The 20,460-nt window shown below is 37.7% G+C and carries 16 protein-coding genes and 1 tRNA gene; 7 read left to right on the forward strand and 10 right to left on the reverse strand.

Annotated elements, in window-relative coordinates; all coding sequences use genetic code 11:
• On the forward strand, nucleotides 1-445 hold a 445-nt coding region (locus tag MT391_RS12940), incomplete at its 5' end, for a nitroreductase family protein (RefSeq protein WP_499498408.1).
• Nucleotides 446-602: 157 nt separating this feature from the next.
• Here MT391_RS12940 and MT391_RS12945 read toward each other — a convergent pair.
• Nucleotides 603-911 (reverse strand): antibiotic biosynthesis monooxygenase family protein, encoded by a 309-nt coding sequence (locus tag MT391_RS12945; protein ID WP_166372331.1) that lies wholly within the window; start codon nucleotides 909-911, stop codon nucleotides 603-605.
• A 289-nt stretch (nucleotides 912-1,200) separates the two neighbouring features.
• Here MT391_RS12945 and MT391_RS12950 point away from each other — a divergent pair, with 289 nt between their 5' ends.
• The 3 genes from MT391_RS12950 to bamJ all read left to right on the forward strand — a co-directional run bounded on the left by MT391_RS12950 (nucleotide 1,201) and on the right by bamJ (nucleotide 6,238).
• Nucleotides 1,201-2,280: an efflux RND transporter periplasmic adaptor subunit gene (locus tag MT391_RS12950; RefSeq protein ID WP_499440821.1), complete on the forward strand. Its 1,080-nt coding sequence runs from the start codon at nucleotides 1,201-1,203 to the stop codon at nucleotides 2,278-2,280.
• Nucleotides 2,280-5,396, forward strand: a complete 3,117-nt coding sequence (locus MT391_RS12955) for a multidrug efflux RND transporter permease subunit (RefSeq protein ID WP_499498410.1) — start codon at nucleotides 2,280-2,282, stop codon at nucleotides 5,394-5,396. Before MT391_RS12950 ends, MT391_RS12955 begins: the two co-directional genes overlap by 1 nt.
• 371 nt (nucleotides 5,397-5,767) lie before the next feature.
• On the forward strand, nucleotides 5,768-6,238 hold the full coding sequence (gene bamJ / locus MT391_RS12960; protein ID WP_499440819.1) for a BamJ family beta-barrel-assembly machinery protein: 471 nt from the start codon (nucleotides 5,768-5,770) through the stop codon (nucleotides 6,236-6,238).
• A 195-nt stretch (nucleotides 6,239-6,433) separates the two neighbouring features.
• Here the strand turns inward: bamJ and MT391_RS12965 are convergent, their stop codons facing one another.
• The 3 genes from MT391_RS12965 to MT391_RS12975 form a co-directional block, all read right to left on the reverse strand.
• Nucleotides 6,434-7,801: an L-serine ammonia-lyase gene (locus MT391_RS12965; RefSeq protein ID WP_166372335.1), complete on the reverse strand. Its 1,368-nt coding sequence runs from the start codon at nucleotides 7,799-7,801 to the stop codon at nucleotides 6,434-6,436.
• Between the two features lie 71 nt (nucleotides 7,802-7,872).
• Nucleotides 7,873-8,529 carry a DUF1007 family protein gene (locus MT391_RS12970; RefSeq protein WP_499498412.1) on the reverse strand — a complete coding sequence of 219 codons (657 nt, stop codon included), beginning with the start codon at nucleotides 8,527-8,529 and terminating at the stop codon, nucleotides 7,873-7,875.
• Between the two features lie 166 nt (nucleotides 8,530-8,695).
• The gene (locus MT391_RS12975) at nucleotides 8,696-9,079 is read right to left on the reverse strand and encodes a DUF2750 domain-containing protein (RefSeq protein WP_499498414.1); all 384 of its coding nucleotides are present in this window, start codon (nucleotides 9,077-9,079) and stop codon (nucleotides 8,696-8,698) included.
• 583 nt (nucleotides 9,080-9,662) lie between these two features.
• On the opposite strand from MT391_RS12975, the gene MT391_RS12980 reads away from it, so the two are divergent.
• Both MT391_RS12980 and MT391_RS12985 read left to right on the forward strand, forming a co-directional pair.
• Entirely contained in the window at nucleotides 9,663-11,309 is a 1,647-nt protein-coding gene (locus MT391_RS12980; protein ID WP_499498416.1) for a sensor domain-containing diguanylate cyclase, read from the forward strand.
• A 462-nt stretch (nucleotides 11,310-11,771) separates the two neighbouring features.
• On the forward strand, nucleotides 11,772-11,930 hold the full coding sequence (locus MT391_RS12985; RefSeq protein ID WP_166372339.1) for a YqaE/Pmp3 family membrane protein: 159 nt from the start codon (nucleotides 11,772-11,774) through the stop codon (nucleotides 11,928-11,930).
• Between the two features lie 603 nt (nucleotides 11,931-12,533).
• On the opposite strand, the gene MT391_RS12990 is transcribed toward MT391_RS12985, so the two are convergent.
• From MT391_RS12990 to rpsU, 5 genes are all read right to left on the reverse strand, one after another.
• Nucleotides 12,534-12,610: transfer RNA gene (locus MT391_RS12990), tRNA-Ile, on the reverse strand.
• Between the two features lie 130 nt (nucleotides 12,611-12,740).
• Nucleotides 12,741-14,585 carry an RNA polymerase sigma factor RpoD gene (gene rpoD, locus MT391_RS12995; protein WP_205963082.1) on the reverse strand — a complete coding sequence of 615 codons (1,845 nt, stop codon included), beginning with the start codon at nucleotides 14,583-14,585 and terminating at the stop codon, nucleotides 12,741-12,743.
• Between the two features lie 96 nt (nucleotides 14,586-14,681).
• Nucleotides 14,682-16,430 carry a DNA primase gene (gene dnaG / locus MT391_RS13000; RefSeq protein WP_166372341.1) on the reverse strand — a complete coding sequence of 583 codons (1,749 nt, stop codon included), beginning with the start codon at nucleotides 16,428-16,430 and terminating at the stop codon, nucleotides 14,682-14,684.
• Nucleotides 16,431-16,622: 192 nt separating this feature from the next.
• Nucleotides 16,623-17,066 (reverse strand): GatB/YqeY domain-containing protein, encoded by a 444-nt coding sequence (locus MT391_RS13005; RefSeq protein WP_028868999.1) that lies wholly within the window; start codon nucleotides 17,064-17,066, stop codon nucleotides 16,623-16,625.
• Between the two features lie 18 nt (nucleotides 17,067-17,084).
• A complete protein-coding gene (gene rpsU, locus MT391_RS13010; RefSeq protein ID WP_025563760.1) occupies nucleotides 17,085-17,300 on the reverse strand; it encodes a 30S ribosomal protein S21 in 216 nt (71 codons plus the stop codon).
• Nucleotides 17,301-17,591: 291 nt separating this feature from the next.
• On the opposite strand from rpsU, the gene tsaD reads away from it, so the two are divergent.
• Nucleotides 17,592-18,626 carry a tRNA (adenosine(37)-N6)-threonylcarbamoyltransferase complex transferase subunit TsaD gene (gene tsaD, locus MT391_RS13015; RefSeq protein ID WP_499498419.1) on the forward strand — a complete coding sequence of 345 codons (1,035 nt, stop codon included), beginning with the start codon at nucleotides 17,592-17,594 and terminating at the stop codon, nucleotides 18,624-18,626.
• A 98-nt stretch (nucleotides 18,627-18,724) separates the two neighbouring features.
• Here the strand turns inward: tsaD and queG are convergent, their stop codons facing one another.
• Nucleotides 18,725-19,954: a tRNA epoxyqueuosine(34) reductase QueG gene (gene queG, locus MT391_RS13020; protein WP_166372344.1), complete on the reverse strand. Its 1,230-nt coding sequence runs from the start codon at nucleotides 19,952-19,954 to the stop codon at nucleotides 18,725-18,727.
• Nucleotides 19,955-20,460 lie beyond the last annotated feature (506 nt).

The raw sequence follows: 20,460 nt of genomic DNA on the forward strand, positions 1-20,460 counted from the left end.
ATTTAATCAACCGCATGTTTTTGCTTGTTCACATATTATCTTATTTGCACATAACCCAGCTTACACGCGTGCTGATTATGAAAAAGTAGTCGACCAAGGTATCGTTGATAATCGCACTAAATTAGAAGATAAAGAAAAAGCATTCGGCGGTTACGCTTTTGCTGATATGAATACTGATGAGCAAGGTCGTAATGCAAGCTGGACTAAATCTCAAACTTATATTGCATTAGGTAATGCAATGCATACGTTAGCGCGTTTAAAAGTAGATTCAACTCCGATGGAAGGTGTCGATAGCCAACTAATAGGTGAAATTTTTGCTGATGAGCTAGGTGGATATGAATGTGACGTTGCATTAGCAATTGGTTACCATCATCCATCTGAGGATTATAATGCGAAATTGGCTAAATCAAGACTGACAATGGAAAAAGTATTAACTGTTATTTAATATTGAATTATTTACAGGGTATTATTTTTTCTTTTAAAACAAGCAACTACACAGAAATATTTACAGGGATACTTGTTAGACTGTAATAAAAACGTTGTAGTTGCTTGTTTTTTTTAGTTTAAGGTTTTGGTTTATATTCGATACGATGAATAAATGTTTAAATTTTTGTGCCGATTAAATGATCTAATACAGGCACTAATACTAATGGTTGAGCAGAGCTAATGATTGCAGTTAGCATTTTAACTCGCGCACCTTCATGTTTGTCTTCCAACCCTTGTGCTTTCAAATAATGCTCTTCACTTATCCACTGACTGTAAGAAACCCATTGATTATCTTTAGTTTTATGTAAACGAGAGCCTAGAGCACCGTATTTTTCAATATTTCGTTGTACTAACTCTGTCCAACCTTCTTTAAATACTTTTTCATGTGCTGGATTTATTTCCCAACGAAATAATACAGTAACCATAAACTACTACTCCTAATGACTTGTCTTGTTCGTATTGTCGATAAAGATAATTGTTTCTATTATAGCCATGCCTGAATCTTACTTACTGTGAGTTAATTTGATTTTTGCGATAAATTATTTTTATTTTCATGCTTTTTAAGCATTTAGCGTATTTATTTTCTCTCTTTTTTAGCATATCTCCACATTTTCTTCACAATCTTTGCCTTTTTTTACTTTATGATAGAAGCAATAGTTGAATGCTATTGTCTTTTTCTTGTTACTCGAACCATATCTATTAGAAGATCAAATAATGAATAAATCAAAGAAGGTTTTTATTTTTGCGGGGCTATTATTGAGTGTCGTTAGCAGTTTAGCTTCTGCTCGTGGTCCAGCACCCGCTGTACCTGTTCATAGTGATGTGGTTGCGATGCATGAAGTTGCTCAATCCTTAACCCTGATCGGTAAGTTACAAGCCGAACAATTTGTTAGCATTGCCTCAGAAGTGACAGCCAAAGTCACGCGGATAGCGGTAGAAGCAAACCAAACAGTAAAAAAAGGGCAACTACTTATTCAATTAGATGATGCTAAAGCAAAAGCTTTATTGGCTGAAGCTAGGGCTTATTTACGAGATGAACAAAGGAAGCTAAAAGATTTTCAGCGTTTAATAAAAAAGCAGGCCGTCACACAAACAGAATTTGATGGACAAGCCTCGGTAGTTGCAATTGCTAAAGCGCGTTTACTTGCAGCACAAGTTTTTGTTGATAATCACCGTCTTGTTGCCCCTTTCGCTGGCACCATCGGTTTACTGGACTTTAGTGAAGGTAAAACCGTAGCCATAGGTGAAACGTTACTGACCTTAGATGACCTCTCTGAAATGACTTTAGATTTACCTGTCCCTGAGCGTTATTTATCTATGGTCGAAATTGGTATGGATGTTTCAGCTATTAGCCGTGCGTGGTCCGATACTTCGTTTATAGGTAAAGTAGCCGCTGTTGATTCGCGTATCAATCCTGACACCTTGAACCTACGTGTTCGTTTGCTTTTCGATAATAAAAGTCAACAATTAAAGCCCGGTATGATGATGAAGTCTCAGCTGGTGTTTGCCGCTGTTAATGAGCCTATTATTGAAGTGCAATCGCTGGAGTACTCAGGTACTAAACGCTTTGTGTATGTGATTGGTGATGATAATAAAGTACAACGTAGAGAGGTGACCCTCGGTGCGCGTATCGGTGACCAAGCTTTAATTGAATCAGGTTTGGAAATTGGAGAGCGTATTGTCGTGCAAGGTTTGGTGAATATGCGTGATGGTCTAGTCATCAATGATTTAGGTAAAGAAGGTTCAGCAGCAGATGTTAATGCGAAAGCAAAGACTGACAAGGACCGTAAATAATGTGGCTATCAGATGTGTCGGTAAAACGGCCGGTAATGGCAATAGTATTAAGCTTATTGTTGTGTGTATTTGGTGCAGTTTCTTTTAATAAGCTATCTGTTCGTGAAATGCCGGATATAGAAAGCCCGGTTGTATCGGTCATGACTCGTTATGAAGGAGCAAGTGCAACCATCATGGAGAGTCAGGTTACTGCTGTTATTGAAGATCAAATCACAGGTATTAGCGGTATTGATGACATTGAGTCAGTTACTCGAAATGGTATGTCACGTATCACGGTGACATTTGATTTAGGTTGGGACTTAACCGAAGGCGTTAGCGATATTCGTGATGCAGTAGCTAAAGCAGAACGAAGTTTACCCGATGAAGCCGATGAACCTATTGTTTCTAAAAACAACGGTTCAGGTGAGCCTTCCCTTTATATTAATCTCAATTCGACAACCATGGATAGGACTCAACTTACCGATTATGCAGATCGTATTTTGGTAGACCGATTTAGTTTGATCAGCGGTGTGAGTTCAGTGGATTTATCGGGTGGCTTATACAAGGTCATGTATGTGAAGTTATATCCAGACATGATGGCTGGCCGATCTGTGACCACAAATGACATTGTTAATGCATTACAAACCGAAAATGTTGAAAATCCTGGAGGTGAAGTACGCAATGACACCACGGTGATGTCAGTTAGAACAGCACGCTTATATGCGGAACCTCAAGATTTTGATTATTTAGTGGTTCGGACTGCCAATGATGGGACTCCTATTTATTTAAAAGATGTCGCAAAAGTCTATGTAGGAGCTGAAAATGAAAACTCTGCCTTCAAAAGTAATGGAGTGGTTAATCTAAGCTTAGGTATTGTTGCCCAATCCGATGCTAACCCATTACAAGTTGCTGCTGCTGTGCGCAAAGAAGTGGATAATATTCAACAGTTTTTACCTGAAAATACGACCTTGTTAGTGGATTATGATTCGACTGTATTTATCGAGCGTTCTATTGAAGAGGTTTATAACACCTTAATGATCACTGGTGGGCTGGTGATCTTGGTCTTGTATATTTTTATTGGTCAAGCAAGGGCCACCATCATTCCTGCCATTACAGTACCTGTATCGTTAATTTCCGCTTTTATTGCAGCCTATTATTTCGGATTCTCCATCAATTTAATTACCTTAATGGCGCTAATTTTATCGATAGGGCTGGTGGTTGATGATGCGATCGTGGTGGTTGAGAATATTTTCCACCACCTTGAAAAAGGGGAAAAACCCTTGATGGCTGCTTATAAGGGCGCCAGAGAAGTTGGTTTTGCTGTTATCGCGACCACTATGGTGTTGGTGATGGTTTTTTTACCTATCTCCTTTATGGACGGCATGGTAGGACTATTATTTACTGAGTTTTCAGTATTACTCGCCATGTCGGTTATTTTCTCATCCTTTATTGCCTTAACATTAACGCCCGTATTAGCGAGTAAAATGTTAAAAGAGCATCAACAACAAAACCGTTTTAACCGTTGGGTGGATAAACAGTTTTCACGCTTAGAAAGTGTTTATCGTGGTGGTTTAGTCTATGCAATGAAATTACGTTTAGCGGCCCCCTTAGTTATTTTGGCTTGTATTGCGGGGAGTTACTTTTTAATGCAACAAATTCCTTCACAATTAGCACCTAAGGAAGATAGAGGGGTGATCTTCGCTTTTGTGAAAGGAGCCGAAGGCACTAGTTTTAACCGTATGTCGGCTAATATGGATTTAGTACAAGCACGTTTGATGCCACTACTAGGTCAAGGTGTGATCAAGTCTTTTAGTACTCAAGCGCCGGCATTTGGTGGTAACGCGGGGGACCAAACCGGTTTCGTTATTATGATTTTAGAAGACTGGAATGAGCGAAGTGTATCGGCCAATCAAGCGCTTGGTTTGGTTAATAAAGCATTAAAAAATCTACCTGATATTAAAGTGCGTCCATTATTACCAGGTTTCAGAGGAGGTTCTGGTGACCAAGTTGAGTTTGTACTTGGTGGTTCCGATTACCCTGAGCTAGCCAAGTATGCCGAGCTATTAAGGCAACATGCTGAAGCAGATGGCATACTCATTAATGGTGATTTAGATTATTCAGAAAAAACACCTGAATTAGTGGTGACCTTAGACAAACAAAGAGCGGCGGAATTAGGAGTGAGTTTGGATGAACTATCTCAAACCTTAGAAGTGATGCTCGGAGGTCGTAGTGAAACCACTTATATCGATCGCGGTGAAGAATATGATGTTTATTTACGCGGTGATGAAAACAGCTTCAATAATGTCAGTGATTTAAGTCAGATTTATATGCGCACCAATCGTGGTGAATTGATCACTTTAGATACTATTGCTGATATCGAAGAGGTGGCTTCCGCCAACCGTTTGTCTCATTACAATAAACAAAAATCAATTACCTTAGGCGGAAGTGCCGCAGAAGGGAAGTCTTTGGGGCAAGTATTAGATTACCTGGACGCAAAAGCAATAGAGTTACTGCCAAGTGACATTTCAGTCTCGTATAATGGTGAGTCGAAAGAATACAAAGAAAACCGTAGTAGCGTGTTAATTGTATTTGGACTTGCTTTATTGGTGGCCTATTTAGTGCTAGCTGCTCAATTTGAAAGCTTTATCAACCCCTTAGTGGTCATGTTAACCGTACCGATGGGGGTGTTGGGTGGCTTTATTGGTATGGTTGTGATGAGTCAGGGATTAAATATCTACAGTCAAATTGGCATGATCATGTTGATTGGTATGGTAACAAAAAATGGTATTTTGATTGTTGAATTTGCTAATCAATTACGTGATAGAGGCGCTGCGCTAGAAGTTGCGATCATTGATGCCTCTGCACGTCGTTTACGACCTATTTTGATGACTGCGTTCACTACGCTGGCGGGTTCAATTCCACTCATTATATCTTCTGGTGCAGGCTCTGAGAGCAGAATCGCTGTGGGTACTGTGGTGTTTTTTGGAATGGCGTTTGCGACCATGGTGACCTTGTTTGTTATTCCAGCTATGTACCGTTTAATCTCCGGTAATACACATTCACCGGGTTACGTAGAAAAACAACTTAATGAAGAGCTAAGATTGAATGCAATGGAAACAACAAAGAGCAGAAATTAAACGTATTATTTCGACTCTCTATTAAGTTAAATGCTTGATGCGTTGAAAAATTAACGTAATAAAGCAGTGAGAAAATTAGTTTTCTCACTGCTTTCCGATATTCATGACTGTTTAGAGCTTATTCATTCTCTATCTATTATCCACTGTCTGTTTATTTTCAGCGGTCCTTTTCCCTTTTATGTCTCATTACTGAACTGCCGCATAATAAGCTTTCAGCTAAGCTCCATGCCCTGTTTTTTTATGGTTGCTATGATTAGAGCGGTATCTGTGACCGGTATTGTGCGTGTATCTTAAATTAGAGTTAAATAAACCAGTAAAATTTAGTACAGTCAGTACTTCATTTTATATTTTTACAAATTCAGGAAGTTAGTATGATTAAATTTATTCTTATTGCGTTAATTCTAGTCGTCGCATTTTTTATTTTTCAATCTATGAACGCAGGTAAAAATGCGCCAGAAAATATTGCTAAAGGAGAGGTGTTTTTAACTGAAAATGCAACTAAAGAAGGGGTGATGGTGACGGATTCCGGTCTGCAATATGAGATATTAGAAAAAGGCGAAGGGACAGTACACCCAACCGCAAAAAGTAACGTACAAGTTCATTATCATGGCACATTGCTTGACGGTACGGTTTTTGACAGCTCAGTAGACCGTGGTGAGCCTATTTCTTTTGGTTTGCATCAAGTTATTCCAGGTTGGACGGAAGGTGTTCAATTGATGGTGGAAGGGGATAAATTCCGTTTCTTCATCCCGAGTAAGCTTGCTTATGGCAATCGCAGTGCAGGTAAAATCACCCCCGGGTCATTATTGATTTTTGATGTTGAGTTATTAAAAATAAACTAATATAGCGATGTATTGAATAAAGCCATTTATTAAATAAAACCATTTTTTAAATAAAACATGTATGGAGTGAAAAGTGTGTTGATTGGCTTATAACGACTTCTAGGTAATAACAACCTCTTAATTGTAAGAGGTTGTTATTCATTAGCTAATGTCGGTTAACAGAAAAGAAATCAGTGTCAGTTAATAGATAATAACTTATTCGCAAGGCGGCGCTAGGTGAATCACAGCCAATCCACCCTGTGATGTTTCACGGTATTTTTTATTCATATCTTTACCAGTTTGAAACATAGTAGCGATCACTTTATCTAACGAAATGAGTGATTTACTATTACGTTTTAAGGCCATTCTAGAGGCATTAATCGCTTTCATTGCACCCATTGCATTACGCTCTATACAGGGGATTTGTACTAGTCCACCGATCGGGTCACAGGTCATACCTAGTGAATGCTCCATTGCTATTTCAGCGGCAATACAAATTTGCTCATTACTACCGCCTCGAATTGCTGTTAAACCTGCTGCTGCCATTGATGATGAAACGCCAATTTCACCTTGGCAACCTACTTCTGCCCCTGAAATAGAAGCATTCATTTTATATAGCATTCCAATCGCTGCTGATACGGCTAAAAAGTCTTTTAGTTTCGCTGTATCAATTTCACGTATGTATTTGTTGTAATACATTAACACTGAAGGGATAACTCCTGCTGCACCATTGGTCGGGGATGTGACCACTTGCCCGCCAGCTGCATTTTCTTCACTAACCGCAAAGGCATACAGGTTAACCCAATCTAAAATACTCATTGGGTCGTTATCAATCCCTTCACTAGATTGTAGTGTTTTTAATAAAGCGGGTGCTCGGCGCACAACCTGTAAACCACCTTCTAGGATGCCTTCTGTTTTCAGGCCTCGCTCCAGACATAGTGAGATCACTTTCCATATCTTCTCAGCCGTTTCATCGAGTTGTTGCTCACTGCAAAAACTAAGTTCATTCTTTAATACTAAGCCACCAATGCTTAATCCATTTCGGTCTGCTTGGTTGAGTAAGCTTTCTGCTGAATTAAAAGGGTAAGGTACGCTATTTTTAGGTGTTTTAACGGGGTTTAATAATTGCTCTTCTGTGCTGATAAACCCGCCACCGGTTGAGTAATAAGTGTGAGAATCGATTTGTTTATCTTGCTCATAAGCCATCAAACGCATTCCATTTTCATGCAATGGCAAGCTTTCACGTTTAAACTCAATATCAATCTCTGGATTAAATGCAATGCTCTGTGTATTTAAAAACGGCAGCATGTTTGTTTCTGCAATTTCCTTTAATAATTTATTGGCAGTATTGGTTTTTACTGTATCTGGTTTAAAGCCCATTAAACCTAACATGATAGCTCTATCTGTATGGTGCCCCTTGCCCGTTAACGACAAAGAACCATACAGTTCAATTTTAATACTGGTAATACGTTCTATATTTTCTTGGTTAGCAGTGGCAAACAGATAAGCGGCTAGCATAGGGCCACTGGTATGTGAGCTCGACGGCCCAATACCTATTTTATAAATATCAAAAATTGAAAGCATAGTTACTTCCTAATGGTAGAAAAATCTGTAAATGGGAGAGAAAGGGGATTTGCTACCCCTCCATATATTCATTAGTCGCAGTGTAACTGGAACTGCTGAGAAAAGAGTTGTCCGAGTGCATTATTGGGCGCTACGTCATCTGCTAAGGATAAAGTATAAGCACGTTGTGCATCTGAGGCTGTAGGCTCAAGTAATTTATATTTACAGTGCTTATTGATGTCTTCGGTGAGTTGAATATCTTTTGCCTCAAGCCATGACATATCAACAAAATAAGTTGAATCGTAAATAAACAGTTTAAAGTCTTTATTATTAAACGCGATAGGCTCAGATAAGGGAATATCAAAGGTTAGCACTAACTTGTCTTGATATCGTATTAGCTGAGGATAACGTGCTGCCTTAAACTTAATCGGCGTATTACCAACATAGAAATAGGTAAAATAATGTTCGTTATACATGTTATTGGTTACGCTGGTAGCTAATAACTGTAATGTATTATCGATATGTTCAGGGCTAATATCTTCACCCTGTAACATATAGTCTGATGTTTCTGCATCAAAAGTCCAAGTCATGTGTAAGGCGGTAATATGTGTTTTGTCACTTCCAATCGCTGTGTTTGTATCTACCCATGCGTGCGGGTGTGCAGACAAACTAGAAGAGAATGAGAAGCAAGCTAATAGTAACCATTTAATGGGTAGTAAATGTTTTAAGGTGTTTATTGTTCGGTTCATCTTGCTCTCATTCGACTTATCATTTATGCCTGCTTTAACCATATTTTCTATAAAGCATAGTAACGGGTATCAGTTTTCTTCAGTGTACTTTTGATAAAGCGCAATTGAAACTGTCATCAACTCAGCAACACATTAATAATTAATACACTTGTTAATTTTTTATTTTTTATTTTTTACTTTTAAGGTTAAGTTCATGTTCAAATTCATCAGGGAAGAAAATTAACCCTTTTAGATCTTTGTCTGGGAAAACAACAATCGATAGTTCATCATCTTCTAAGCCTGGTGTCCAACGTTCACGCCACTTATTCAAGCTAATCGCTTCAGCCTTACAATGAGACCATTCTTCTGTCGCCCAGTCCTCAGCAAACTCCTTATTTGGCCATACCGGAACACAGTCTTCATCTTCTGTGTTGAGCATAACGCAACCATGTTCATCTATTAATAACCAAATTTGTTGTTGCTTGTTTACTTCTTTACATAAATATTGAAAGCGTTGTTGCTGGTCGAGTTTTAATATTTCAGTAATACGTGATGGAGATAAATCACTCATGTGTTGTCCTATCTATTGCTTATTTAATTAACGATTAGCTTAAAGTAAATATTCTGATTTACTAGGGGAGTTTTGCTATTACTTGAATTCAATAATAGAAAAAGATATTCGAGTGAGTATGTTTAGCTTTAACGCTGACGGTATTACTTACTGAATTAGTTTTAGGATTGATTATAAAATTACTGATATCAATTCGATAGAATATTAGGTTGTAAAAAAGATTGGAATATTTCTTTATAAAAGTGAATTTTTTATAAAGTTTATTGACTAAATCTAATTATATTTACATAAAATGTTAATATAATACTTATTGTTGCAAGTATGTAACTTGTGCGTTACAACATTTAAAAAAGTGAATTGTACGATTTGAATACAAAGTTTCAATCGTACATTATAAAAATTCACATTATTACTACCTTATCAGTTTAATATTTATCATAATAAATGTTGAGTTCGTATATTATTAGTTTTTAGATTGAAATAGTTATCTGCTTTTTCTTTGTATAGTATTACAAATGATAATTGTTACCCGTCTTTAAGGTTGATGTTGTAATCACCTTTAATAACCTCACCTAAGGTGATTATGTTTTATAGTATAAAAGCCAAAATGATTACTCTGTTTTCATTAGTGATGATTTGTTTCACTGCGTTATTGTTAGTGACTATTTTTATCAATCAACGAGAGAATGTACTGAATTTAGAACTAGAGAAATCCAGTGAAATCTCAAATATGCATGCCAATATATTGAGCCAAGAATTTGCTCAATATATTGCGATGTTAAAAATGCAAAGTGACGACTCGCAACTTAAAAAAAATGACCCTGATAAAATCAAGCAAATACTGCAACGTCTGATGAAAGTAGGTAATCGTAACTTTGTTAATGCTATTTACGTGGATCAAAATTTAAACTTAGTTGATGCTTCAGGCAATAAAAATAAAGTGACAAACCCTTTGTTTTTGAAAGGTGAAGAGTGGCAAAATAAACCCTATAACATCACCGTGCCTTCGGACACGTTATTTGAAAAAAAACCAGTGATAATCGTTGCCGTACCAGTGTTAAATGACCAGGATGAATGGCAAGGAACACTCGCCGTAGCTGTGCCACTAAAAACTATTATTGATAAATTATCATCAATCAAATTAGCAAATGGTAGTTATGCGTGGTTAGCAGATTCTAATGATCTAGTGGTTGCGCATCCCGCTCCTAGTGTAGTAATGAACGCTCGTCTTTCAACTGAGAATACCGTTGATTTCCCTGGGTTTTATAAAATAACAAGGCAAACCAAATTACAAAACAATGGTTATGGGCGTTATTACGATACACAATTACAAGAGTCTAAAATAGTTACTTTTTCTAAAATTAAATATTTACCCGGGTGGAATTTGTTTGTAACCACTCAAGAAGTTGAAATTTTTCGAGGCATATACAGTATTGTATACAGCGTATTAACTATCTCAATTATCCTAATGATCGCTTTTTTGTTTATCATAAGCCAATTATCAAACAAGGTGACAGGGCCTATAGTGAGGCTAACTAAAGATGTAAAAGCGTCGGTAACTGCTAAAAGCAATTTTATACGTATTATTCATTCTAAAGATGAAATTGGCGCACTTTCTAAAGCGTTTCATCGCAGCCTTCAAAAAATTCATCTTCATACTACTCAGCTAGAAGAAATAGTTCGTGAACGAACCAAAGAGATCTCATCCAAAAATAACTTGCTCAGTGAGCAGAATAATAAACTTGAAGTGCTAGTTTCTAAAGATTCATTAACGAATTTATATAATCGCCGCGCTTTTAATGCATTAGTTGAAAAAGAGCTTTCGCGCGCTAAGAGGCATCATGTAAGCATCGCATTAGCAATCCTCGACCTTGATCACTTTAAAAATATTAATGACAAATATGGTCATGACACCGGAGATAAGGTTCTGTGTCGCTTAGCTAATGAATTGACCACAAGTATGCGTAAAGAGGATCTTATCTGTCGATGGGGCGGCGAAGAGTTTGTAGTGTTATTATCGGCCTCTACTTCAGAGAAGGTCTATGATCACATGGAAGAGATGCGTGAAAGGGTAGCTACGATGGATTTTAGTCCTGCTCCTCAAGTTACTTTCAGTGCTGGCATGTCAACCTATAGAGAAGGTGAAAGCTTTACAGAGTGGTTTAAACGCGCAGATAATGCGCTTTATAAAGCCAAAGACAATGGAAGAAATCAAATTGTAAAAGTTTAGCTTTTAACTCCCATTAATTACAGTGATAGCAACAGTGATAGAAGAAGTGTGCTACTGGTTATATTGTGGGAGATAAGTTGGTTTTCCTTAATGCTAACATCATTCAATATCAGTCCTTTTTAACCCCTTAGTGTTTCTGAAAATATTATCTTCGTGGCATATCGAATAGTTCTAACTTAAATACTTTGAAGAATGAGTTTTAAGTGCTCTAACATTTTCTATAAGTAGATAAGTAAATTTTACAACTACCGAGAATTATTTTCTTGTTTGAAATCTTCAATTATTTCCCCTTATCATTATTTTATTCTAAAAGTTAATTTAAGTCATTTAAAATCAATGCTTTATGCTTGTGTTTTGTTTGGCTTAAATAATGGCGTGATGTTTGCTCAATAATTATTGAACAAGGTCAGTATTTGAATACTTACCCATTTTATTGGATTAAATAATTTTAAGGATTAAATCATGGATATTATTCGTATTATTTTCGCTATTTTACTACCGCCAGTAGGTGTATTTTTACAAGTCGGATTTTCATGGACTCTTGTCCTTAACATATTACTGACAATACTTGGCTACATTCCCGGTATTGTCCATGCTATATGGGTTATCGCGAAAAAATAGCCTAATTAAACAATATAAATAGAACAATATAAATAGATAAAGCAGTAGGCCGTTAGATATGAATGGTAGCAAGTAAAAAATGTACTTTTAATCTAATGCCAGTCAGTTAATAACTGACTGGTATTTTTTTGCTTCTTTTATCTGCATACCTTTTATGGTGCGTTTACCAAGCGAACATCAATCGTTGTTGAAAGCTAATTTTATTTTTTTCGAGCTTTTTAAGCGAATAATTTGAGCTCGAGCGATCACCTTGCGAGTGACCTCAAACTACTTTCTTTTTTCAGAGGGGCTGTTAATGACGCTCGAACCATTGCTTTGTCATTAATTCAATAACTCAAGTGAATAAAACCCTTTATCAGGTAGCGTAAGAGGATTGTTTGGTGTTGTGTCGATTAAATCAGCAAGTGAACCCATTCCATTCGTTGCAACTTTATCAAATGACGAGCTTGAGTTCTTATGCTGTAGATATCTTCATAGTGACTAACTCCTTCAGAGTGAATATCAAAGAGTTAATCTATACCTGAAGTGATTTTTGTTACTGGACCGTTGAGACAGGCACAAAAAAGCCGTAAAAGAAATTAATCTATTACGGCTTTTAAAATGTGGTGGCCCTTCCCCGACTCGAACGGGGGACCTGACGATTATGAGTCGTATGCTCTAACCAACTGAGCTAAAGGGCCTAAATTTGTGGGCTGATTATATAAGCTAGATTTTTACGTGTCTAGTCTATTACGTTTGATTGCTTATTTTATCAGCGTTAAAGGTCAGATTTATATAAGAAAACAGAACTATCTGACCTTGACCTAGTATTTACTCGTCTAAGAAGCTACGAAGTTGTTCACTTCGGCTAGGGTGACGAAGCTTACGAAGTGCTTTAGCTTCAATCTGACGAATACGTTCACGTGTTACATCAAACTGTTTACCTACTTCTTCTAACGTGTGGTCTGTATTCATATCAATACCAAAACGCATACGCAGTACTTTAGCTTCACGAGCGGTTAACCCTTCTAATACATCGTTAGTTGCATTTTTAAGGCTTTCGCTAGTTGCGCTATCAACAGGTAGTGCAATCGTTGTATCTTCAATGAAGTCACCTAGGTGTGAATCTTCATCATCACCAATTGGGGTTTCCATTGAGATTGGCTCTTTAGCAATTTTTAATACCTTACGAATTTTATCTTCAGGCATCATCATGCGTTCAGCTAGCTCTTCTGGCTGTGGTTCACGGCCCATCTCTTGTAACATTTGACGCGAAATACGGTTAAGTTTGTTAATCGTTTCAATCATGTGTACAGGAATACGGATCGTACGCGCTTGGTCAGCAATAGAACGAGTGATTGCTTGGCGGATCCACCATGTCGCATAAGTTGAGAACTTGTAACCACGACGGTATTCAAATTTATCAACGGCTTTCATTAGACCGATATTACCTTCTTGGATTAAATCTAAGAACTGTAAACCACGGTTGGTGTATTTTTTAGCAATCGAGATAACTAGACGTAAGTTAGCTTCGACCATTTCTTTCTTAGCACGACGCGCTTTAGTTTCACCAATGCTCATTGCACGAGAAATTTCTTTCAAGTTAGCGATGGTTAGTGCACTTTCTACTTCGATTGCTAGCATTTTACGGATGCAACGCTCTAAATCTTCTACCGACTCTTTAATACCTTGAACATAAGGTTGATTGCCAGCGAGTACTTTCTCTAACCACGCACTGTTAGTTTCATTACCTTTGAAGATCTTAATGAATTCAGCTTTTGGCATTTTGCACTGTTCAACACAGATTTTTAATATTAAACGTTCTTGAACACGTGCAGCACTCATGTTGCCACGTATCAGTTTTACCATACGGTCAAACTGTTTTGGAATGAGTTTAAATTGTTGGAAATATTCAGCTTGTTCTTCAATCGCACTTAAGGTGTCCGCATGTTTACGGCCATTTTTTGTAATTGATTTTTCAACGATGTTGTTTAAACGACGTAGTTCAGTGAATTTTTCTGCCGCTTCTTCTGGACAAGGGCCTTTAGGACCTTCTTCCTCTTCTTCGTCATCTTCTTTGTCATCAGCATCGTCATCTAATTCAGCTTCCGATAATTCAGAACCGATATTGGTTGCACTAACCGCTTGTGTCATATCATCATTTGGATCAATAAAACCACTGATTAAATCAGTTAGTTTCATTTCTTCTGCTTCATAGCTATCGTAGTTATCTAATAGGTTACGAATGGTTGCTGGATATTCAGAAACAGAGTTCTGTACTTCTTTAATGCCTTCTTCGATACGTTTAGCGATAACAATCTCGCCTTCACGTGTCAGTAGTTCTACTGTACCCATTTCGCGCATGTACATACGAACAGGGTCGGTAGTACGGCCAATTTCTGATTCAACCGTTGCTAATACTTGTGCTGCGGCTTCTACCGCATCTTCATCCGGTTCATCGTTATCTGTGCCAGAAAGAATAAGATCATCAGCATCAGGAGCAGTTTCAACAACTCGGATACCCATGTCGTTGATCATCTGAATGATATCTTCAATTTGCTCTGACTCAACGATATCTTGCGGAAGGTGATCATTCACTTCTGCGAAGGTTAAGAAACCATTCTCTTTACCTTTAATGATCAGCTCTTTAAGCTGTGATTGAGGTGTTTGCGCCATAGGTACCATCCAAAATTAGTCGTGAAATGTGGTGTAAATGGGAAAAAAATATAAGCGCTCGAGTATACGCTTAAAATGAATTTTATGCCAATCCCATTAATGTTGTTTTTGTTCTTTTAGAAGTTGAGCCAGCTGGACTGTTTCTTCTGTTGTTAAAACCTCACCTTGCCTTGATTTTTGTTTTAAAAACTCAATTCGTTGGGTCAGGTGTAATGATAAAAAATTATCTAATATGTCGAAAAATACTTGTTCGTATTTATCTTCTTGTACTTGGTTATTCCAAGTTGCTAAAGCAATTAGTTGCTTTTCTTGTGGCTGTTCGCGCCAATGTTCTAATAGTAGACCAGTAGATAGATGGGGTGTATCTCTACAAATTTCAAGTAGTGAATTTAAAAGAGTTAAGCCGGGTATTTGCATTTCTTTAAACTCAGGTATTTCATCTAACTGATAGGCCATTTGGGGGTTCTGTAGTAGTAATGAAATAGCTAAACGCATTGGCGTTATTTTTTTTGATGTTGGTCTTTTTTCAAGCTTTGTTGGCGCGGGCAAAAGCTTTTTTAAACCTTCTTTTTCAATGCCTAATAAGCTAATTAAACGCGTTTCCATCATCTGTCTAAATACAGAGTCAGGCAGTTTTGTTAATAACGGAATCGCCAGTTGTGCTAATTTAGATTTGCTATCGGCACTACGCATATCAACTTGCGTTAGTAGATGTTGGTATAAAAAATCTGATAATGGCATTGCTTGGTCAACCAGTTTTTCAAAAAATGCTTTGCCTTCTTTTTGTACTAGGCTATCTGGATCTTCACCGTCAGGCAAGAACATAAAGCGTAATGTTCGACCATCTTGAATAGAGGGTAGAGCATTTTCAAGAGCACGCCATGCAGCGGTTCGTCCCGCACTATCACCATCAAAACAACAAATAACTTCGCTAGTTTGTCTAAACAATAATTGAATATGATCTGGTGTGGTCGCCGTCCCTAAAGAAGCAACTGCATAGTGAATATCAAATTGTCCTAGCGCAACAACATCCATATAACCTTCAACGACTAAAATGCGTTTTACGTCTTTTTCATGTTGTTTAACTTGATACAAACCATAAAGTTCTTTGCCTTTATGGAAAATAGGGGTTTCCGGCGAATTTAAATATTTTGGTGTTGTATCATCAAAAACACGCCCACCAAAGCCGATTACTCGGCCACGCCTATCTACAATAGGGAACATTAAGCGATCGCGGAAACGGTCATAGCTACCACCGCTATCTTTACTGATCAGCATGCCAGCATCAATTAACTGTTGCTCTAATTGCTTGTTGATAGCGAATTTTTTACGTACTTCATCCCAACCATCGGGGGCATAACCGATTTGAAAATGTTTAGTTGTTTCACCCGACAAGCCTCTACTTTTTAAGTAGTTAATGACTTTTTCACTGTGTTTATGTGTACGTAATTGTTGTTGATAAAAGCGGGTTATGTCAGCCATCAGTTGATAAAGATCTTTTCTATCGACATAAGTGGTTGCTGGTTGAGTGTGCCCTGATTCTTCACGGGGTACTTCAATGGACAATTGCTCTGCGAGTACTTCTACTGCATCGACAAATTCAATTCCGTCGTAATCCATAAGGAAGGAAACGACATTACCGCTAACCCCACAATTAAAACAATGGTAAAACTGTTGATCTGGACTTACAGAAAAAGTTGAGTCGTTATTACCATTATGAAAGGGGCAGCGTGCGCGGTAGCTTTTACCTTTTTTCTTCAATTTAAGACGGCTATCAATTACATCAACGATATCGGTGCGAGAAATCAGATCGTCAATGAAATTTTTGGGAATGCGGCCGGCCATTGTGAGTCCTATTGATAAAAGAGGCTAGTATACTCGTTGTGGTTAAAAGTACACAATAGTTGTTAATACTCATTACAATTAATAGATGAATAAATAATAGGGGGAATTAATATTTAATACAGGTTAAAACAAAAAAACCTCAGACTTAAATATTAAGCTGAGGTTTTTTTAATCAAAAAAGATGAATAGGGTTTATTTCAAGTGTGCTCTTACAAGACCACTGACTGAACCCATATCCGCTCTTCCTTGTATCTCTTTTTGGAGTATCCCCATCACTTTACCCATATCTTGCATGCCTTGTGCATCAACTGCTGCAATAGCTTGCTTAATATGTGCTTCAACTTCTTCCGAAGTGAGTGCTTGAGGTAAAAACTCTTCTAAAATAACAAGTTCCATTTTCTCAATATCAACAAGATCAGTACGGTCAGCTTTTTCAAACTGCGAGATTGAGTCTTTACGCTGTTTTACTGATTTAACAACCACCGCAGTTACAGCGTCGTTATCCAATTCAACTTTGTCATCGAGTTCAATCTGTTTCACAGCAGCAATTAATGAGCGGATAGTCTTTAAACGGACCTTATCCTTAGCGCGCATTGCAAGCTTTTGTTCTTCTTGTAATCTTGTTTTTATAGACATCGGAAACCTTTATCTATTCTAGTATAGACGAACGCGACGAGCGTTATCACGAGAAAGTTTTTTCAAGTGACGTTTAACAGCTGCTGCTTTAGCACGTTTGCGAACTGTAGTAGGTTTTTCAAAGAATTCACGCTTACGTGTTTCTGCTAAGATACCTGCTTTTTCACAAGAACGTTTAAAACGACGTAGTGCTACGTCAAATGGTTCGTTTTCACGAAGTTTAATTACTGGCATATGCCTATTACCTTTATGGTTACGGTCGTAAATTGACCAGTGCATTTAAATTGGTGCGAGATTTTAATCCTATTTGGGGGATAATGTAAAGAAATTCCGCACTAATTTTAATTAATAAAGTATAAAGATCCCAAAGATCCTCAGATCTGCATTTTATAATCAAGATCGACAAAAAAAGCAATCTTAAATGTACTTTTCCGTTAGAATGCGTCTAATTTTTTATTATATCCTCTATTTTATTTAATTAGCTTAATTAATGAGCTAATTGTTTTAGCTATAAGGTTGTTTATTATGCGCATTTTAGGCATTGAAACGTCATGTGATGAAACAGGTATTGCTGTTTATGACGATCAACAAGGTTTGTTATCTCACCAATTATATAGTCAGGTGAAATTACACGCTGATTATGGTGGTGTTGTTCCTGAGTTAGCGTCTCGCGACCATGTCCGTAAAACAATTCCACTGATCAAAGATGCTTTGAAACTCGCTAATTGTACTAAAGATGATATTGATGCCATTGCTTATACCGCGGGGCCTGGATTAGTAGGCGCATTATTAGTCGGTTCTTGTATTGGCCGCAGCTTAGCCTACGCATGGGGGAAACCTGCGATAGCAGTGCATCACATGGAAGGTCACTTACTCGCGCCTATGTTAGAAGAACATAAACCAGATTTTCCCTTTGTCGCATTACTCGTATCAGGTGGCCATACCTTATTAGTGCAAGTGGATGCGATTGGTGAATACACCTTATTAGGTGAAAGTATTGATGATGCTGCGGGTGAAGCATTTGATAAAACCGCTAAATTGTTAGGGTTGGATTATCCTGGTGGACCTCGTTTAGCTAAAATGGCCGAACAAGGCGTAGCGGGGCGGTTTAAGTTTCCTCGTCCTATGACTGATAGACCAGGGTTAGATTTTAGCTTTAGTGGTTTAAAAACTTCTGCTGCGGTGACGATTGCACGAGAAGGTAAAGATGAACAGACTCAAGCTGATATTGCCTATGCTTTCCAAGAAGCTGTGATTGATACCATTGCCATAAAGTGTAAGCGAGCTTTAAAACAGACCGGTTTAAAACGTTTAGTGGTTGCGGGCGGAGTAAGTGCTAACACGGCTTTACGTGAGCAGCTTGCCGCTACGATGAAAAAGTTAGGTGGTGAAGTGTTCTACCCGCGTAGTGAATTTTGTACTGATAATGGGGCCATGATTGCTTATGCAGGAATGCAACGTTTAAAAGCAGGGCATACTCAAGGTTTGGAAATAAAAGCAAAACCACGCTGGCCGTTACAAGATTTGCAGAGTGTTAATGAGTCAGCTGATAATTTTTAGTGCTATTAAAGCGCTAAAAAATCACTATCCAAGAGAATACTAAGGCCTTGCAATGTAAGTTGTAAGGCCTTTTTTGTGTATTAAATAAACCGTTATTGTCAGGCGTCTCTTGGTAACCCTTTTTTTACCGCATTAATTAAACGTTTATTTAAACGGTCAATATTGATTGGCATGTTTTGCTGTTGCTCGGTTAATGCCCATTGAATATGTTCATTAACTATCTCATCATCACTTAATTCAAGTTTATTTTGTAAAGCGGTAATAGTCTCGATACTGCTTGGCGCATTACCTAAAGCAACTGCGATATTTCTTAACCAGCGCTGGTGCCCAATTCTTCGAATTGGCGACCCTTCCGTGTTTTTTAAGAAAGTAGTCTCGGACCAATTAAATAAGGTTATTAGTGATTGGTTTTGTAAAAAGTCTTTTGCTTGATAATCCGATTCTTGGGTTGTTTCTGCAAAGCGATTCCAAGGACAAATCAACTGACAGTCATCACAGCCATAAATACGATTCCCGATCGCTTTACGAAACTCTACTGGGATTACACCATATAATTCAATGGTTAGATAAGAGATACAACGTCTGCCATCAACGACGTAAGGGGCTACAATTGCTTGAGTCGGGCAGATTGTCATGCAGGCGACACATTGCCCGCATTCGGCTGTTTGTGCTTGGTCCGTAGGTAAAGGTAAATCAATTAATAGCTCGCCAATAAAAAACCATGAACCTGCATCTTTATCAAGTAATAGTGAGTGCTTACCTGTCCAGCCTAGCCCCGCTTTTTCTGCCAATGGCCTTTCTAATATCGGTGCGCTATCAACAAAAGGGCGAAAGCCTAAGCCGCTAAATTCACTTTGTATTTTATCGCCGAGTTGTTTTAATTTTTTACGTAGCACCTTATGGTAATCTCTGCCTAGAGCGTAACGGCTGATATAAGCGAGATCTTTATTCTCTAAGTTTGAGGCAAATTGGGCTTCTTCTGGTAAGTAATCCATGCGTACTGAAATAACGCGTAAAGTGCCTGGCAATAATTGATCGGGACGGGCACGCATCATGCCATGTTTGGCCATGTAATCCATTTCGCCGTGGTATTGGTTATCTAACCAAGTTTGTAAATTAGCTTCTTGATCTTTTAAGTCAATATCACTAATGCCTACTTTTTGAAAACCCAAATCCTTCCCCCATGATTTAATTTTTTTAGTAAGCGCCCTAAGTTCTGTTTCAGAAAGTTTGGGGTTTTTAGTCGCGGAAACGTCATCTGAAGGAGTCGATGAAATAGCATTTGAGAGTGGCTGCGATGAAGAAGCGCTTGGTTGAGTATTTTTCATGGTTAGCTTTAATAAAAGGTGAAAAGGATGGGCTAAAATCTTTGTATAAAGGTGAGTTTAACACATTCTGGTAAGTATTTTGATAGCGCACTTAGGTTACTTTGAAATCGTCTAATTATTATTTTATAGTCTTGTTTTATAATGTCTTTATCTGAATAAGCAAGATTGCATTAATATTAATGATGTGGCGCTTAATTGTGTCTATCAGTTTTTATGTAACGGTCCTGTCCTGTTATCGATTTTAAATGCCTTATTCTGATTATTGTTAAAACTCTTAGCAATATCGTTAAAGAATATGCAGTTAAGGCGGATGCGGTGAAGAAAATGTAGTTAAAAATAGACATGTTGGTTAGCTTTGTTTAGCACCAAGTGAACTTAAATAGTCTATGATAATAATGTTTTTTAGCTTGTGGTGGCTAGAGGTGGTATGCGGGATATGCTTTCTGGTACTATTGGAAACGGTAGCTTTATGCCATTTATTTATTAAGTGACTCTTTTTAGAGAGA

The organism is Vibrio sp. 1-Bac 57, assembly GCF_037546855.1.
In the GTDB taxonomy this organism is placed as follows: Bacteria; Pseudomonadota; Gammaproteobacteria; order Enterobacterales; family Psychromonadaceae; genus Psychromonas.

Excerpts from the sequence above, each read along its gene's own strand:
- MT391_RS12970 (WP_499498412.1), bottom strand. The coding sequence starts at position 8,529 with ATGAACCGAACAATAAACACCTTAAAACATTTACTACCCATTAAATGG.
- MT391_RS12955 (WP_499498410.1), top strand. The coding sequence starts at position 2,280 with ATGTGGCTATCAGATGTGTCGGTAAAACGGCCGGTAATGGCAATAGTA.
- rpoD (WP_205963082.1), bottom strand. The coding sequence starts at position 14,585 with ATGGCGCAAACACCTCAATCACAGCTTAAAGAGCTGATCATTAAAGGT.
- MT391_RS12985 (WP_166372339.1), top strand. The coding sequence starts at position 11,772 with ATGGATATTATTCGTATTATTTTCGCTATTTTACTACCGCCAGTAGGT.
- MT391_RS12980 (WP_499498416.1), top strand. The coding sequence starts at position 9,663 with ATGTTTTATAGTATAAAAGCCAAAATGATTACTCTGTTTTCATTAGTG.
- rpsU (WP_025563760.1), bottom strand. The coding sequence starts at position 17,300 with ATGCCAGTAATTAAACTTCGTGAAAACGAACCATTTGACGTAGCACTA.
- MT391_RS13005 (WP_028868999.1), bottom strand. The coding sequence starts at position 17,066 with ATGTCTATAAAAACAAGATTACAAGAAGAACAAAAGCTTGCAATGCGC.
- MT391_RS12945 (WP_166372331.1), bottom strand. The coding sequence starts at position 911 with ATGGTTACTGTATTATTTCGTTGGGAAATAAATCCAGCACATGAAAAA.
- dnaG (WP_166372341.1), bottom strand. The coding sequence starts at position 16,430 with ATGGCCGGCCGCATTCCCAAAAATTTCATTGACGATCTGATTTCTCGC.
- tsaD (WP_499498419.1), top strand. The coding sequence starts at position 17,592 with ATGCGCATTTTAGGCATTGAAACGTCATGTGATGAAACAGGTATTGCT.
- MT391_RS12950 (WP_499440821.1), top strand. The coding sequence starts at position 1,201 with ATGAATAAATCAAAGAAGGTTTTTATTTTTGCGGGGCTATTATTGAGT.
- MT391_RS12975 (WP_499498414.1), bottom strand. The coding sequence starts at position 9,079 with ATGAGTGATTTATCTCCATCACGTATTACTGAAATATTAAAACTCGAC.
- MT391_RS12965 (WP_166372335.1), bottom strand. The coding sequence starts at position 7,801 with ATGCTTTCAATTTTTGATATTTATAAAATAGGTATTGGGCCGTCGAGC.
- queG (WP_166372344.1), bottom strand. The coding sequence starts at position 19,954 with ATGAAAAATACTCAACCAAGCGCTTCTTCATCGCAGCCACTCTCAAAT.
- bamJ (WP_499440819.1), top strand. The coding sequence starts at position 5,768 with ATGATTAAATTTATTCTTATTGCGTTAATTCTAGTCGTCGCATTTTTT.